The sequence below is a fragment of the Pseudomonas lactucae genome (assembly GCF_036688725.1).
GTDB lineage: Bacteria > Pseudomonadota > Gammaproteobacteria > Pseudomonadales > Pseudomonadaceae > Aquipseudomonas > Aquipseudomonas lactucae.
Window position 1 is genome coordinate 246,341 of record NZ_JAQQPT010000007.1, and the last position, 14,008, is coordinate 260,348.

General features: G+C 57.3%; 15 protein-coding genes. 6 read left to right on the forward strand and 9 right to left on the reverse strand.

The genetic code is table 11. The annotated features are described in order from the left end of the window. The first annotated feature begins 10 nt into the window (after window positions 1-10). The 3 genes from kdpC to V6M90_RS10595 are packed head-to-tail and all read left to right on the forward strand — an operon-like array spanning window position 11 to window position 3,994. Window positions 11-556, forward strand: coding sequence for a potassium-transporting ATPase subunit KdpC (gene kdpC / locus V6M90_RS10585; protein WP_003172681.1), 546 nt, complete (start codon window positions 11-13; stop codon window positions 554-556). Between the two features lie 53 nt (window positions 557-609). Further along, complete coding sequence (locus V6M90_RS10590; RefSeq protein ID WP_141064937.1) at window positions 610-3,261, forward strand: DUF4118 domain-containing protein; 2,652 nt, start codon at window positions 610-612, stop codon at window positions 3,259-3,261. A 37-nt stretch (window positions 3,262-3,298) separates the two neighbouring features. Then, entirely contained in the window at window positions 3,299-3,994 is a 696-nt protein-coding gene (locus tag V6M90_RS10595) for a response regulator (RefSeq protein WP_042944374.1), read from the forward strand. 33 nt (window positions 3,995-4,027) lie between these two features. On the opposite strand, the gene V6M90_RS10600 is transcribed toward V6M90_RS10595, so the two are convergent. Beyond that, complete coding sequence (locus V6M90_RS10600; protein ID WP_003172684.1) at window positions 4,028-5,065, reverse strand: patatin-like phospholipase family protein; 1,038 nt, start codon at window positions 5,063-5,065, stop codon at window positions 4,028-4,030. Window positions 5,066-5,280: 215 nt separating this feature from the next. Between V6M90_RS10600 and V6M90_RS10605 the strand changes: the two genes are divergently transcribed. The 3 genes from V6M90_RS10605 to V6M90_RS10615 all read left to right on the forward strand — a co-directional run bounded on the left by V6M90_RS10605 (window position 5,281) and on the right by V6M90_RS10615 (window position 7,253). Then, window positions 5,281-5,559 (forward strand): hypothetical protein, encoded by a 279-nt coding sequence (locus V6M90_RS10605; RefSeq protein WP_003172685.1) that lies wholly within the window; start codon window positions 5,281-5,283, stop codon window positions 5,557-5,559. Window positions 5,560-5,603: 44 nt separating this feature from the next. Next, a complete protein-coding gene (locus V6M90_RS10610) occupies window positions 5,604-6,365 on the forward strand; it encodes a CHAD domain-containing protein (RefSeq protein ID WP_003172686.1) in 762 nt (253 codons plus the stop codon). A gap of 90 nt (window positions 6,366-6,455) precedes the next feature. Next, the gene (locus V6M90_RS10615) at window positions 6,456-7,253 is read left to right on the forward strand and encodes an acyl-CoA thioesterase (RefSeq protein ID WP_141064936.1); all 798 of its coding nucleotides are present in this window, start codon (window positions 6,456-6,458) and stop codon (window positions 7,251-7,253) included. Between the two features lie 3 nt (window positions 7,254-7,256). Here V6M90_RS10615 and V6M90_RS10620 read toward each other — a convergent pair whose 3' ends face one another. The 8 genes from V6M90_RS10620 to V6M90_RS10655 all read right to left on the reverse strand — a co-directional run. Beyond that, window positions 7,257-7,619: an Mpo1-like protein gene (locus V6M90_RS10620; protein ID WP_003172688.1), complete on the reverse strand. Its 363-nt coding sequence runs from the start codon at window positions 7,617-7,619 to the stop codon at window positions 7,257-7,259. A gap of 126 nt (window positions 7,620-7,745) precedes the next feature. Beyond that, window positions 7,746-8,168 carry an Imm50 family immunity protein gene (locus V6M90_RS10625; protein WP_332846441.1) on the reverse strand — a complete coding sequence of 141 codons (423 nt, stop codon included), beginning with the start codon at window positions 8,166-8,168 and terminating at the stop codon, window positions 7,746-7,748. A gap of 17 nt (window positions 8,169-8,185) precedes the next feature. Further along, on the reverse strand, window positions 8,186-8,383 hold the full coding sequence (locus V6M90_RS10630; protein ID WP_332846450.1) for an HNH/endonuclease VII fold putative polymorphic toxin: 198 nt from the start codon (window positions 8,381-8,383) through the stop codon (window positions 8,186-8,188). 85 nt (window positions 8,384-8,468) lie between these two features. Further along, window positions 8,469-8,768: a hypothetical protein gene (locus V6M90_RS10635; protein WP_141064934.1), complete on the reverse strand. Its 300-nt coding sequence runs from the start codon at window positions 8,766-8,768 to the stop codon at window positions 8,469-8,471. Window positions 8,769-9,154: 386 nt separating this feature from the next. Then, entirely contained in the window at window positions 9,155-10,135 is a 981-nt protein-coding gene (locus V6M90_RS10640) for an IS5 family transposase (protein WP_141064962.1), read from the reverse strand. Between the two features lie 275 nt (window positions 10,136-10,410). Then, window positions 10,411-10,683, reverse strand: a complete 273-nt coding sequence (locus V6M90_RS10645) for an Imm50 family immunity protein (protein WP_332846442.1) — start codon at window positions 10,681-10,683, stop codon at window positions 10,411-10,413. 62 nt (window positions 10,684-10,745) lie between these two features. Beyond that, on the reverse strand, window positions 10,746-11,147 hold the full coding sequence (locus tag V6M90_RS10650; protein WP_078823745.1) for an Imm50 family immunity protein: 402 nt from the start codon (window positions 11,145-11,147) through the stop codon (window positions 10,746-10,748). Then, a partial coding sequence (locus V6M90_RS10655) for an RHS repeat-associated core domain-containing protein (protein ID WP_332846443.1) occupies window positions 11,131-14,008 on the reverse strand: 2,878 nt, incomplete at its 5' end. The genes V6M90_RS10650 and V6M90_RS10655, both read right to left, overlap by 17 nt.

The following is a 14,008-nucleotide window of genomic DNA, read 5'->3' on the forward strand; positions in this document are numbered from 1 at the left end:
GGAGTCTGAAATGTCCAATATCATCCGTCCGGCCCTGAGCCTGCTGGTGCTCATGACCCTGATCACCGGCGTTGCCTACCCGTTGGTGGTGACCGGCGTTGCCCAGGTCGCGTTCCCTGATCAGGCCAATGGCAGCCTGGTGCGCGATGCCAGTGGCAAGGTGCGCGGCTCCAGCCTGATCGCCCAGGATTTTACCGGTGACAGCTGGTTCCACCCGCGTCCTTCGGCCGGCGCCTTTGCGACCGTTTCCAGCAGCGCGAGTAACCTCGGCCCGAGCAACCCGGCGCTGGCCACTCGCGTGTTCGATGATGCGAATAAACAGCAGGTACCCGGCCAGGGACCGGTGCCATTAGCTTCGCTGACTACCTCCGGCAGCGGTCTTGATCCACACTTGCCACCCGAGGCGATTGCCTATCAACTGGCGCGGGTGGCGGCGGCGCGGAATGTGCCGGTGTCGACCTTGCAGCGGCTGTTGGATGAGCATATCGAAAGCCCGTTGGTGGGCCCGCCGGTGGTGAATGTTTTGGCACTGAACATGGCCCTGGAAAAACTCTGATCCCCTCCCACATTGGATTTCTCTGGGCCTGAACAATTGAAGGAACCCCACGCATGAGCGACTCCGGCCGCGCCGACGCACTGTTAGCCGAGTTACCCCGCAACGGCCGTGGCCGGCTCAAAGTCTTCCTCGGCGCCGCGCCTGGGGTGGGCAAGACCTACGCCATGCTCCAGGCAGCCCACACTCAGCTGCGCCAGGGCGTGAAGTTGATCGCTGGCGTGGTCGAGACCCACGGCCGCGCCGAGACCGAAGCCCTGCTCAGCGGCCTGCCGCAGCAACCGTTGCTGCGCAGCGAGTACCGCGGTGTGATGCTCGAAGAGATGGACCTCGACGGCCTGCTCGCCGCCAAACCCAAGCTGGTGCTGGTGGACGAACTGGCCCATAGCAACGCCCCCGGCAGCCGCCATGAAAAACGCTGGCAAGACATCCAGGAGCTGCTCGCCGCCGGTATCAACGTGTTCACCACGGTCAACGTCCAGCACCTGGAAAGCCTGAACGACCAGGTACGTGGCATTACCGGCGTGCAGGTGCGTGAAACCCTGCCCGACTGGGTGCTGCAAGAGGCAGACGAACTGCTGCTGATCGACCTGCCATCGCGCGAGCTGCTGGAGCGTCTGCGCGACGGCAAGGTGTATGTACCGGAACAGGCGCGCGCCGCCATCGATGCATTTTTCACTCAGACCAACCTGATGGCCCTGCGCGAGCTGGCGATGCAGACCGCCGCGGCACATGTCGACGATGACTTGGCCCAGGGTTATCGCCAACTCGGCCAGGCCGCGCCGGCGGTGCGCGGCCGTTTGCTGGTGGGCGTGGATGGCGATGCACAGGCCGAACGCCTTGTGCGGCATGCCAGTCGCGTGGCGCAGCGTCGGCACTTGCCGTGGAGCCTGGTGCATATCGATAACGGCCGTGCGCGGGATGAGCAATCGCGGCTGCGTCTGCAAAACGCCCAGCAACTGGCTGAGCGCCTGGGTGGCGAAGTGGTGTTACTGCGCGCAGGGGAGGTGGCCAAGACGCTGATTCAGCACGCCCACGAACGTCGCGCCAGCCTGTTATTGGTGGGGCAGTCGCGGATGCGTTGGCACCGCCGCCTGTTGGGTGGCGGTCTGGCGTCGCGCTTGCTGCGCAATGCTCGAAGCCTGGAAATCAACGTGCTCGACACCGATGACACGCCGGCACCGCCGCGCTTGCCGCAGGTGCGTGGCCTGGTGTGGTTCGATTACGCCCTGGCGGTGGTCGCCACCGTCATGGCTGCCGCCGTGGCTTGGGCGGTGTCCAGCGTGTTGCCGCTGCCGAATATCTCGCTGGTGTTTCTCGCCGCCGTGCTGCTGGTGGCGGTACGCAGCAGCCTGGGGCCATCCCTGGCATGTGCGGCGTTGTCATTTCTGACGTATGACTTTCTGTTTATCCCGCCGAATTTTTCCTTCGCCATCCAGCGCGAAGAAGATGTACTGACCCTGCTGTTCTTCCTGCTGATGGCGGCGCTCACCGGCAACCTCGCTGCCCGCCAGCGCCGACAGTTGCAAGCGTTGCGCGATACTCAGGAAGAAACCAGTGAGTTGCTCGACCTGTCGCGCAAACTCACGGCGGCCACTGATCGCCAGGCGGTGGTCAGTGCGGCGGCCCATCATCTGGAAGGCTGGAGCGACCTGGACCTGTGCCTGGTCAATCGCGACGACCAGGGTAGCTGGAAGATCGAGACCGGCGGCCCTCTGACCCTCACCGAAGCTGAACGCGCCGCCGCCGATTGGGCGTGGCAACATGACCAACCCGCCGGCAAGGGCACCGGTACTTTGCCGTTCGGACGTTGGTGGTGGTGGCCGCTTTCGGGTGAAGAGGGGCCGCTGGGTTTGCTCGGTGTCAGTGCCAAACCCGGCCTGGAACTGAGCGGCCAACGTCGGCGCTTGCTCACGGCCTTGAGTCAGCCGCTGGCCCAGGCCCTGGCTCGCGCTCAACTGGCTCAGGAACTGGAATCCGCGCGCCTGCATGGTGAAACCGAACAATTGCGCAGCGCCTTGCTCGCTTCGGTGTCCCATGATTTGCGCACGCCGTTGACCTCCATGCGCGGCAGCATCGACAGCCTGCTGGCGCTGGGGGAGGCCATCCCTCTGGAGGATCGCCGTGAGTTGCTCGAAGGCACCCGCGATGAGGCCGAGCGCCTCGACCGCTATATCCAGAACCTGCTGGACATGACCCGCCTGGGGCACGGCGCGCTGAAGCTGGCGCGGGACTGGGTGTCGCCCGGCGATATCGTCGGCAGCGCCCTCGGCCGTTTGCGCGCGGTGCTGGCGCCGCTGCAGGTAAGCATCGAGGTGCCGGCCGAATTGCCGTTGCTGTACGTACATGCCGCGTTGATCGAGCAGGCGCTGGTCAACGTGCTGGAAAATGCCGCGCGCTTTTCGCCGCCTCTGGGCCGTTTGCAATTGAGCGCGGGGGTGTTGGATAACCAACTGTTTTTCGCCGTGGCCGATGAGGGGCCAGGGATCCCCGAAGACGAGCGCGCGAAGATATTCGATATGTTCTACACCGCTGCGCGCGGTGATCGAGGCGGGCAGGGTACCGGCCTGGGCCTGGCGATTTGTCAGGGCATGGTCGGCGCGCACGGTGGGCATATCAGCGTGGCCGACGGCATTGAAGGGCGCGGCACTTGTATCACTTTGTTCCTGCCATTGCCGACACAGCCTGGCCTGGAGCGCGAGTCGTGAGCTACCCTCTTTCCTCCACGGATTTTGATTGGACACCATGAGCCAGACCGCGACGATTTTGGTCATCGATGACGAGCCGCAGATCCGCAAATTCTTGCGCATCAGCCTGGCCTCCCAGGGTTACAAAGTGATTGAGGCCGGTACCGGTAACGAAGGCCTGGCCCAGGCGGCATTGAACAAGCCGGACTTGCTGGTGCTCGACCTTGGCCTGCCGGACATGGATGGCCAGCAGGTGCTGCGTGAGTTTCGCGAATGGTCGACGGTGCCGGTGCTGGTGCTGTCGGTCCGCGCCAGCGAAGGGCAAAAGGTCGAAGCGCTCGACGGTGGCGCCAACGATTATGTGACCAAACCGTTTGGCATCCAGGAGTTCCTCGCTCGGGTGCGCGCGTTGCTGCGTCAGGCGCCGGCGGGCGAGGCACAGGAGGCCGCGTTGAGTTTCGGCCCGCTGACCGTGGACCTGGCTTATCGCCGCGTGTTGCTGGACGGCGCCGAGGTGGCGCTGACCCGCAAGGAATATGCGGTGCTGGCGCAGCTGGCGCGGCATGCGGGGCGGGTGATTACCCAACAGCAATTGCTCAAGGATATCTGGGGGCCGACCCATACCGAAGACAGCCACTATTTGCGCATCGTGGTGGGCCACCTACGGCAGAAGCTGGCGGATGACCCGACTCAGCCACGGTTTATCGTGACCGAGGCAGGGGTGGGGTATCGGTTGTTAAGTGTTCAGCCCTGAAACTATCCGGCGCCATCAGCCTCGCCACATCTTTCAACGCTGCTCACTCTCATACCGATCCAACGTATCACTGGCAATCTCGCGTCCCAGGGCGATCAATTCCGGCGCCTTGTAGAACTCGAAGAACCGGCACACCCGCTTCGGTACGTTGATCAACACATCCGGCGGATAACCGGCGATCTTGTACTGGGCCAACGACGTTTGCATCACCTCGAAACTCTGGTTGATCAGGTCCAGCAGCGACGCCGGCCCCACGTTATCGATGATGAACGACCCGGTGGCCGACTTCGGCGCGCCGGGTTTTTCCGGCGCGGCGGCGGGTTGCTGGGATTCGGGTTCGGCCGACTCCAGCCACGGATTGATCTCCGCCGCCTGGGCCTGCAAGGCCTCCTGTTCGAGTTTCATCAACTGCTCGGCCTGCTTGCGGCGAAACGGCAGATGCGAGCCGAGTGACTTCGCCAGGCTGTTGAAGCGGCTCTTGAACGCGGGCGGGCGCTGGATCACCGGCAAATGGTAATGCTTCTGGTTGGTGGCGTTGAGATTGACCGCGATGATCAGGTCGCAGTGGCTCGACACCACCGGCACGATCGGCAACGGGTTGAGCAGGCCGCCATCCACCAGCATGCGGTTGCCTTGCATCACCGGGGTGAACAGACTGGGAATCGCCGCCGAAGCGCGCATGGCCTGATGCAGGCAGCCTTCCTGGAACCAGATTTCCTGCTGGTTGGTGAGGTCGGTGGCCACGGCGGTGTAGGGGATGCGCAGCTCTTCGATATTGATCTCGCCGACGATCTTGCGGATTTGCCCGAAGACTTTCTCGCCGCGAATCGCGCCCAGGCGAAAACTCACGTCCACCAGGCGCAGCACATCGAGGTAGTCGAGGCTTTCAATCCAGTTGCGGTACTCGTCCAGCTTGCCGGCGGCGTAGATTCCGCCGACCACGGCTCCCATGGAGCAGCCGGCGATACAGGCGATGTCGTAGCCGCGTCGTTCGATCTCTTCGATCACTCCGATATGGGCGTAGCCCCGGGCCCCGCCGGAGCCCAGCACCAAGGCAACACGTTTCTTCATGGTCCATGTCCTTTATCGGCAGACGCCCACAATGCACCTATTGAGGGGGCGTCTTCAATCTTCGCCCAGCTGTGCAATATTTTTCCAGAGAAACGACGAGGCTCGGGTATGCTCTGGCAATAGGTACTACCGATTTCAGGCTAAGGACAAGGCACTTTTTGTTGTAGGTAACGTCTACACGCTACGACTGTTTTTCTATTTTTGAGGTGTCATCGATGAAAGCCTGGATGTGTGTGCCTGTGATCATGCTGGCCTTGGCCGGTTGTGCCGGGAAAACTGCCTACCGCGACAGCTGCGGCTCGCAACTGGACGCTGCCTGGAAAGAACTCGACTTGGCCAAGGCTGAAGGGTTTGCCGGCACCGTCAGTTACTCCAAGGCCTTATCTCTATTGACGGGCGCCAAGACCCAGCAGCAGTTTGAAGCCTTTGAAGGGTGCTCCAACAAGGCTGAGAAGGCGCGGTTCTATATCCGTGAATCGCGCGCCGGACGTTGAAGCGTAGCAGCGAGTAGGATTTTTCATCGGAAAGTGAGGGCAGAATGTCAGCGTTGGTCGATCAGTTAGTCGCTCAGGTCATTGGCCTGGAAGTAGGGTTACTGAGCTGCCAGGCTCGCCTTGCTGCCGTCACCGACGATGAAGCGTTGCATGATCTGCGCACCACGGTGCGGCGCCTGCGCAGCCTGTTACGGCCCTTGCGTGGGTTGCCGGGCGTCGAACAGCTTGAAATGGCCGCCCGCGCGGTCGGCCAATTGACCACGCCGCTGCGCGATCGCGAAGTGTTGGCGGCCTATCTGCACCAGCATGGTCATTACGCGGCGGCGGATCGGCGCTTGCGCTTGCAACCCGATGCTTATCGCCAAGTGGCGAAAAGTGCTGAAGTGGCGCAGTTGCTGCTTATTCTGGATGCCTTCCCGCGTTTCATCCGCGCATCCCAACATCAAAAACTCCTCAAGGGCCTGCGTTCGCGCATCGAGAAACGTCTGGCCAAGCAATGGCAGGCACTCGATGCGGCCCTCAAGGACCCCGAGCATGATCGCCATCGCCTGCGCTTGCTGATCAAGCGCGTGCGCTACGCCGCCGAGGCCTATCCCGAGTTGGACAGGTTGCCCGCCGACGCCATGTCGCACCTGAAGAAAGCCCAGGCCGCCCTGGGCGATTGGCACGACTGCTGGCAGTGGCTGGCCCAGGCTCAACATCAAGCGGATCTGCAGCCCTGTGTGGCGGTATGGCATAAAACCATGGCCAAAGCGGAAGGGCAGGCGGATCGCGTGTTGGATAAACTCAGCGCCGATTGTTTCTAAGTCGGTCCGGCTTTTGGCCGGAATGAGCGCTGTGCCTCTCCCGCTCGGTCGTTAAGATCCCCTCTCTGTAATTTTTGACGTGAGGTCGCCATGCGCTTCAGTGATTTGCTCGACGCCGTCCGTAGTAACCCGTTGGACGTCACCATTCCCGCTGAATGGGGCCAAGGTCGCGCGACTTTTGGTGGTTTGGTCGCCGCGTTACAGTACGAAGCCCTGCGCGCCCAGGTGCCGGCGGATCGCCCACTGCGCTCGCTGGCCATCACGTTTGTGGGGCCGGTGGCGGCTGATGTACCGGCCAGTTATCACGTGGAAGTGTTGCGCGAAGGCAAGGCCGTCAGCCAATTGCTCGGTCGCGTGGTGCAAGATGGTGAAACGGCGACGCTGGTACAGGCCAGTTTCGGTGCGTCTCGCGAATCGGAAATCGATGTGGCCAGCGAAGCGCCGCCGGTGTTCAAGCACTGGGACCAGTGCCAGGAACTGCCTTATATCAAGGGCGTCACCCCCGAATTCATGCGGCATTTGGCGATGCGCTGGAGTGTCGGCGGCCTACCGTTCACGGGCACCCAATCCCGCGACATGGGCGGCTGGGTTCGCCTGCGCGGGGACGTAAACGAAGAACCGCTGACCGAAGCGCATATCCTCGCCCTGGTCGACGCCTGGCCTCCGGCCTTGCTCCCGCACCTTAAGAAACCCGCGCCGGGCAGCACGCTGACCTGGACCATCGAATTCATCCAGCCGCTGCAAGATCTGACCATCCTCGATTGGTGCCAGTACTACGTCAATATCGAACACGCCCGCGATGGCTACGGCCATGCCGCCGCCGCGCTGTGGAGCCCGACCGGCGAGTTGATCGCCCTCAGTCGCCAGACCGTGGTGGTCTTCGCCTGAACCTCAGTGCCGATGGCGCTGCCGCCAGGCGCGCCACCAGCCACCGCTCGCCACAAAGCGCGGGAACGTCACGAACTGCTCGACCACCAGACGCTGCACCGCATCCTTACGGTCACTGAATGGCTCACTGGCCTCGACTTCCAGGCTATGGCCGTGACGCTGCAACGCCAGGCCGGCCAGGATACCGACGATGCCTACGGCAAAACTGGCCAGACTCAGGCTGAACACGCCCGACACGATCAGCAGAAAACCGATGATGAACAGCGGCACCGCTATCAGATGCAACGCCAGGTTGGTCGGGTGCTGGTGGTTCTGGGGGTAGTTACGCCATTGCCAGGCGGGAAGATTGGGGTGACGTTTGCCCATGATGGTGAATCCTCTGTCCGTTGAAACAACTTGGAAGGAGTTTAGGTGCGAGAGGGTGGGGTGGCGAATTGGGGTTGGCTATGGGGATCATAGTTACCGTTGTGCGAATAAGGCTTATGCTTTTTATCAAACCTCGTCTGACCAATTATGATCCGCTGGTTCAGGACAGTTTATATAAACCGAGGGGCCTTTCAGGGATAACCACTTGGCCTTGAATTCAATCGACGCTTCCTTTGATTGTGCGGTAAAAAAATAATAACCGTCCTCAAATTTTATTTTTGCAAAAAAAACTTCTCTGTGGGGGATATTTAATATTCGTAAGTTACTTATTTCGGAGCAGCTGAGTCCGAGTCGACATGTGTTATATCCTTTGTCCTTCCATTTTTCGGGCAGGTGATCAGGGAACTCAGGTATGTCAAAACCGATCCCTAAGTCAGGTTGGTCATTTTCTATGCTCAATGAGTGTATGTAAATCTTGCCTATTTCGATTGGATGACTGAATATTTTGTTAAAGAAGATCGTTCCATCAAGATTGTTCCAGTATTTCATTTTTTATCCTTGAATAATTAATGGTCTTTCGTTCCAGGAATGTTTCCAGTTCGTGGTGTATCAATAGGGCGCAAATTAAAGTGAGCACCTTGATCCCCCGCCCCGTTTTTGGCGCCAAATTTATGCCCTGCGCTGTGCTCTTGGATAACAATTTTGGAACCGTTCTCGCGAGTGAACTCGTACTCTCTTGTGAGAGTTGCTTTGTTTCGCTTGATCCGAAGCTTTCCAGTAGAGTCAGTGGCCGAAAACTATCCGGTTCCATGACCAATTTTTAAGGGAGGTATGTCATCTTTGGTTTTTTTAGCGCTGTGTTAATCGAGATTGCGCATGGAGAAGTAGCTCGCCTAGGGTGTCAATTGATCGCGCGGTAAGAGTTAACGTAGGGGAATCCCAGTCATGGTCTTTGATGATTTTTATTTGAAAGTGTCCCTTTGCATCGAATGAAGGAAACCAACCTACGTCAAGTAAGAAGCCGTCCGGATACTCCACCTGAAGCATGTCCTCCTTCAGGTTGTGTACTTGATCTTCAATCGCAGAATTTTCCAGCAAAGAAAGCTCGTCATAGGTGATGGTGCCTTGTATGAAACCTAACGAGATCATTTGGTTAATTTCCTGAATTCTTGCTCTGAAATAGGGTGGCCGTGAATTGTTTTTGCGCTTAATTCTATGCGGATCCAGCGGCTCGGAGCCCCCTCGCTTGCGCCGATGCTTTCAGCGTACTCCCTGACCTTCCAAGGTTTGCCATTCGTAGTCATCTTGCCGTTTTTATAGGCTTCTCTCTCCAAGGTTTCAATATCTATCCCTGGCCTGTACTTCGCCGGACCAGATTTTGTCGTTGCTAAGGCTGGTCTGAAATAGCCAGATATTTTCCGGCTATTAAGCCGTTAGCACTTTTCAAAAAACGACCCCGTCGAAATTTGACCCATTCTCTTCATTTTCAGCCCTTCCAGCCGCTGCAAGGCGCTTCGCAGCCGCCATTTGCTGTATTACACGCGCACCTCTCCTGTGCTCGCCAATAAATGTCGACGTACCATCCACAGGTTTGATAGGGCGAACAACGTCAACATCTGCGCTGTGTTCTTGGCCAGCCCCCGAAAACGCACTTTTTCATAGCCAAACTGGCGCTTAATCACCCGAAACGGGTGCTCGACCTTGGCACGAACCTGAGCCTTGGCTTTCTCGATCTTGCGTATCGCTTTGTACAAGGCACTGTGTTTTCCATGCTTTTTGTAAGTGCTGCGCCGGGCTGCAATCTGCCAAATAACCTTACGCCCCTCGTGCTCTTCGCGCTTCTCGACCCCGGTATAACCCGCATCGGCGCAGACCACGTTTTCTTCGCCATGCAGCAGTTTGTCGACCTGTGTGACGTCCGCTACATTGGCCGCCGTGACCACCACGCTATGAACCAGGCCAGACTCATCGTCGACACCGATGTGGGCCTTGGCGCCAAAATAATATTGGTTGCCTTTCTTGGTCTGATGCATTTCCGGGTCGCGCTTGCCATCCTTGTTTTTGGTTGAGCTGGGCGCATGAATCAGGGTGGCGTCCACGATGGTGCCTTGACGCAACGACAGACCACGGTCGCCCAAATAACCATTGATCACAGCGAGAACTCCAGCGGCCAGCTCGTGTTTTTCCAGCAGGCGACGGAAGTTGAGGATGGTGGTTTCATCCGGGATCCGCTCAAGGCTCAGACCCGAAAACTGGCGCAGGATGGTCGTTTCATACAGTGCTTCTTCCATCGCAGGATCGCTGTAGCCGAACCTATTCTGCATCAGGTGCACGCGCAGCATCGCCATCAACGGATAGGCCGGACGGCCTCCTTCACCCTTTGGATAGTGCGCCTCGATCAAGGCGATCAAACCCTTCCAGGGCACCACCTGATCCATCTCGATCAGGAACAATTCCTTACGGGTCTGCTTGCGTTTGCCTGCGTACTCGGCGTCGGCAAAGGTCATCTGTTTCATCATCGAAAAGCTCGGCGACTGGTGTCCGGCGATTTTGCCAAATTAGAAAGTCTTTTTCAGAGCTTCCCTAAAGTTTTGAATATTTCGTCTGTTTTAAGATGACTCGTTCATTTGGTGTCCTTTCCGGTGTGTATTTACTGAGTTGTAAACATGTTGATTACTTGAAGTGGTAGTCGTCAGGCCCATTGATGTACACACTAGGACCGCTAAATGAAATGAAATTAGCTTTAAAGTTTATAGATGCGCTGTTACTTATGGCTTCAAATGTAAAATAATTACTGTCTTTTTTGATTTTTACAATAAATACTTCGTGCACAAGGAATATTTAGAGTTTGCAACTCTGTGATTTCATTGCATGTTATGCCTATTCTACATCTGTTGAATCCTTTGTTTTTCCATTTTTCTGGTAGGTTGTCTGGAAAATCGGGTATATCGAAACCCATGTCAATACAAGGTTGATCATTTTCTATTCTTAAAGAAAAAAGAGCTACTTTTCCAATTTCGATAGGTGTGCTGAAGATTTTGCTGAAAAATATACTTCCGTCCAATCCATTCCAGTGTTTAATTTTTTCCTTCCTGGCGCTATTTTTTGTTACTGTGTTCTGTTGTTTTAGAAGTCTTCATCTTTGCCTCTAATGTAAAGATTAGGGTCGCAAATGGAGATGCTCTGAGCCTTGAACTCGATTAAAGAGCTTTTGTTGGTGGCTTGGAAGTAGAGCTGATCATTTTCCTTTGTTATTCTTAAAATAAAAGTGTCTCGGATGGGTATGTTTAGTATTTTTAGGTCGCTAATGCCATAGCAGTCAATGCCAAGTCTGCAAACGTTGTAACCTTTATTTTTCCATTTTTCCGGTAGGACGTCTGGGAATTCAGGTATGTCGAACCCAATACCCAAATTCGGCCGATCATTGTCTATTTGCAAAGAAAACAGCGTAATTTCTCCTATCTTGACAGGCTGGGTAAAGATTTTTTCAAAGAAAATATTTTTGTCTAGTTCATTCCAGTGTTTCATGTTTCCTCCTGAAAAAGTAGTGTGCTTCTGCACCGATGACTTTACCGTTGCGAGGTTGTTCAATAGGCCGTAAATTAAAATGTGTTACTTGATCTCCAAGCCCATCCGGTCTGCCGTATTTATGCCCGGCAGAATGATCTTGAATAAGAACTTGTGAGCCATCTTCTCTTGTAAATTGATATACCCTCGTCTCAATGGGGTGACCGGTAGTACTCAGTATTTTTTTATCATTCAGGTCGGTCATGTTCTCTTTTTTGTACTGTGTCGTCCGCCCGGTTTTCGGGTGGGTCATCACGTCTGGGCTCTGATTCATCGGTATATGGGCATCTCTTTTAGCTTGCCTGAAAGCCCCCTTGCGAGAAACATTAGGAATATCTGGTTGAGTTGGCGTGGCGCAGGCGGGATCTTTTCTTTTTGACCCGGGGCAATCTGCGCTGAGCCCCAAAGGATCTACCCACCCCGTAGGGTTGGGCACATACTGGTAGGCGTTGACCCCACCTGCCAGCTTCACGGGATCAGGCGTCAGGTAACGACCAATGTCTGGATTGTAGTAGCGATGGCGGTTGTAGTGCAGCCCGCTTTCCGGATCGAGGTACTGGCCTTGAAAGCGCAGCGGGTTGTCGACTTTTCCGATATCGAGGCGGCTGATTTCACCGTAGGCGCGGTAGTGGGCGGACCAGACGATTTCTCCGTCTGGAGCGGTGAGTTCTTGGGGCGTGCCGAGGTGGTCGAGTTGGTAGTGGTAGGGTTTTGTTTCCTGTGGACCAAAGCCTTCCAGCAGCACCAACGGCCTAAAACTATTGGGTTCGTAGAGATAGCTGCGATGACGATCCGCATGGTGTTCGGCGATGAGTTTGTCGCCCTGCCAAAAGAACTCGGTGGTGATGCCGTCCACGGTTTTGCTGATGCGCCGCCCAAACGGGTCATAGCGGTAACTCGCGGTCTGGCCGTTGGGTTGTGTAATACCGATCAACCGGTGCTGGCAGTCGTAGCGATATTCGGTAACGAGTTGATGCCCTTTGCCACGCCGTTCGCGGATCAGGTTACCGAAGGCGTCATAGTCGTAATGCCGGTCGCCCTGAATCATCAGGCGGTTGCCGGCCACGATGTCGGGTCCGGGGCGGTCTTGCATGAGCAGGTTGCCGGCGGGGGTGTGGGCGAAGCGTTCTTGCTGGTCTTGCGAGTGATCGGCGCGGATCAGGCGGTTGAGTGGGTCGTAGCGGTAGTGGTGTTCGCCTTTGCGGGTGTCGTTGAGGCGGGTGAGGTTGCCGGATGGGTCGTAGTCGTAGTGGCGTTGGTAGAAGTAGTTTTCCTGCTGGGTGATGGTGTGAGCGTGCAGGCGGTGCTGGTCGTCGTAGTGGTAGTGGCTGAGCAGTTGGCCTTGTTGGCGTTGGTGTTCCTGGCCGGCTTTGAAGAGGTGCGAGGTGAGCAGTGCGCCATTTAACTCGACGGTGGCGAGGTGGCCGCCTTTGGCGTGGTTGAACACCAGTCGGTTGTTGTCTGGCAGGCGTAGATGTTGAAGTTGGCCGCAGGCGTCATAGCCATAGCGCAAGGTGCCCCAGCCCTGATGTTCGGCGGTGAGGCGGTTTTGTGGGTCGTATTCGTAGGCCAGCGCCCAGTGGCCGTCGTCGACGCTGAGGAGGTTGCCTTGGCGGTCGTAGGCGTAATCGACCGTGTTGCCGTCGGGCAGGGTTTTTCGTACGAGGCGGCCGGCGTGATCGCGCTGGTAAACGGTAACTAGCTGACGACCGTCGTCGCCGTGTTCGGTTTTTTCCCGTAGGTTGCCGTTGAGGTCGTAGACGTAGGCGGTGCGCTGGCCGTCGAAGCCGATTTCCTGTTGGATCAGGCCGTTGGGGTGGTAGTCCAGTCGGTAGATTTCGCCGATTTCGTTTTCGATGTCGGTCAGCAGCAGTCGAGCGTTGTCGTAGCGGTACTTGACCTGAGTACCATCGGCGTTGATGCGGCGGCTGATCAGGTGCAGGCCGTCGGCGTATTCGTAGCGGGTGATGTGGCCGAGTTCGTCGCGTTCGGCGGTGATTTTTCCGTAGGGGTTGTAGCTGTATTCCCGCGTGGCACCGCCGGGGAGTACGACGCGAATTAGCCGACCAACGCTGTCCCATTGGTATTGGGTCAGCGCGCCTTGTTCATCTTCGCGGGCAATCTGGCGGCCCAGATCGTCGTAGCGATAGCGCTTGATGCCGCCATTGGGCAGTTGCTCTTCAAGCAACTGGCCGCGTTCGTTCCACACCAGGCGATGACAGCTGTGATCGGGATACCAAACCCCAATCAACTGCCCATATTTGTTGTAGCTGTAGTCCGTTACTTGGCCGTCGGGATCGGTCCTACGCGTCACATCGCCCTGATCGTTACGCTCGTACTTCCAGACGGCCTCCCCACGTCTTACAACCCGTACGAAGCCATTGTCATGCTCGTAGGATGTTGGTTCGTCGTCCCCTGGAAACAACGCCACCAAGCGTCCGGCATCGTCGTATTGATACGCCGTCACCGCCCCGAGCGGATCCTGCTCGACCGTCAGCCGGCCTTTAGCGTCGTAGGATTTGAAGTGCTGGGCGCCATCCGGATCAACACGCTGCACCAGCCGCGCCCGGTCATCGTGGACGTACACTTCCTGGCTGCCATCGGCGTTATGCACGTCCACACGGCCGTCATCACCCCAAACATACCGTGTATCCATCTGCGAAAAACTGGCCCAGTGCCGAACACAGCGCGCCGCCTTGCCGGAGCGTTCCCATTCCCAAAAGAAACTCGCCCCACCGGCCAGTCCACGCTCCAGAATGACGTGTTGCTTGTCGTACCGATAAACCTCGCTTTCACCTACCGCATTGGTCGCCGAAACGAGT

Excerpts from the sequence above, each read along its gene's own strand:
- kdpC (WP_003172681.1), top strand. The coding sequence starts at position 11 with ATGTCCAATATCATCCGTCCGGCCCTGAGCCTGCTGGTGCTCATGACC.
- V6M90_RS10590 (WP_141064937.1), top strand. The coding sequence starts at position 610 with ATGAGCGACTCCGGCCGCGCCGACGCACTGTTAGCCGAGTTACCCCGC.
- V6M90_RS10595 (WP_042944374.1), top strand. The coding sequence starts at position 3,299 with ATGAGCCAGACCGCGACGATTTTGGTCATCGATGACGAGCCGCAGATC.
- V6M90_RS10600 (WP_003172684.1), bottom strand. The coding sequence starts at position 5,065 with ATGAAGAAACGTGTTGCCTTGGTGCTGGGCTCCGGCGGGGCCCGGGGC.
- V6M90_RS10605 (WP_003172685.1), top strand. The coding sequence starts at position 5,281 with ATGAAAGCCTGGATGTGTGTGCCTGTGATCATGCTGGCCTTGGCCGGT.
- V6M90_RS10610 (WP_003172686.1), top strand. The coding sequence starts at position 5,604 with ATGTCAGCGTTGGTCGATCAGTTAGTCGCTCAGGTCATTGGCCTGGAA.
- V6M90_RS10615 (WP_141064936.1), top strand. The coding sequence starts at position 6,456 with ATGCGCTTCAGTGATTTGCTCGACGCCGTCCGTAGTAACCCGTTGGAC.
- V6M90_RS10620 (WP_003172688.1), bottom strand. The coding sequence starts at position 7,619 with ATGGGCAAACGTCACCCCAATCTTCCCGCCTGGCAATGGCGTAACTAC.
- V6M90_RS10625 (WP_332846441.1), bottom strand. The coding sequence starts at position 8,168 with ATGAAATACTGGAACAATCTTGATGGAACGATCTTCTTTAACAAAATA.
- V6M90_RS10635 (WP_141064934.1), bottom strand. The coding sequence starts at position 8,768 with ATGATCTCGTTAGGTTTCATACAAGGCACCATCACCTATGACGAGCTT.
- V6M90_RS10640 (WP_141064962.1), bottom strand. The coding sequence starts at position 10,135 with ATGAAACAGATGACCTTTGCCGACGCCGAGTACGCAGGCAAACGCAAG.
- V6M90_RS10650 (WP_078823745.1), bottom strand. The coding sequence starts at position 11,147 with ATGAAACACTGGAATGAACTAGACAAAAATATTTTCTTTGAAAAAATC.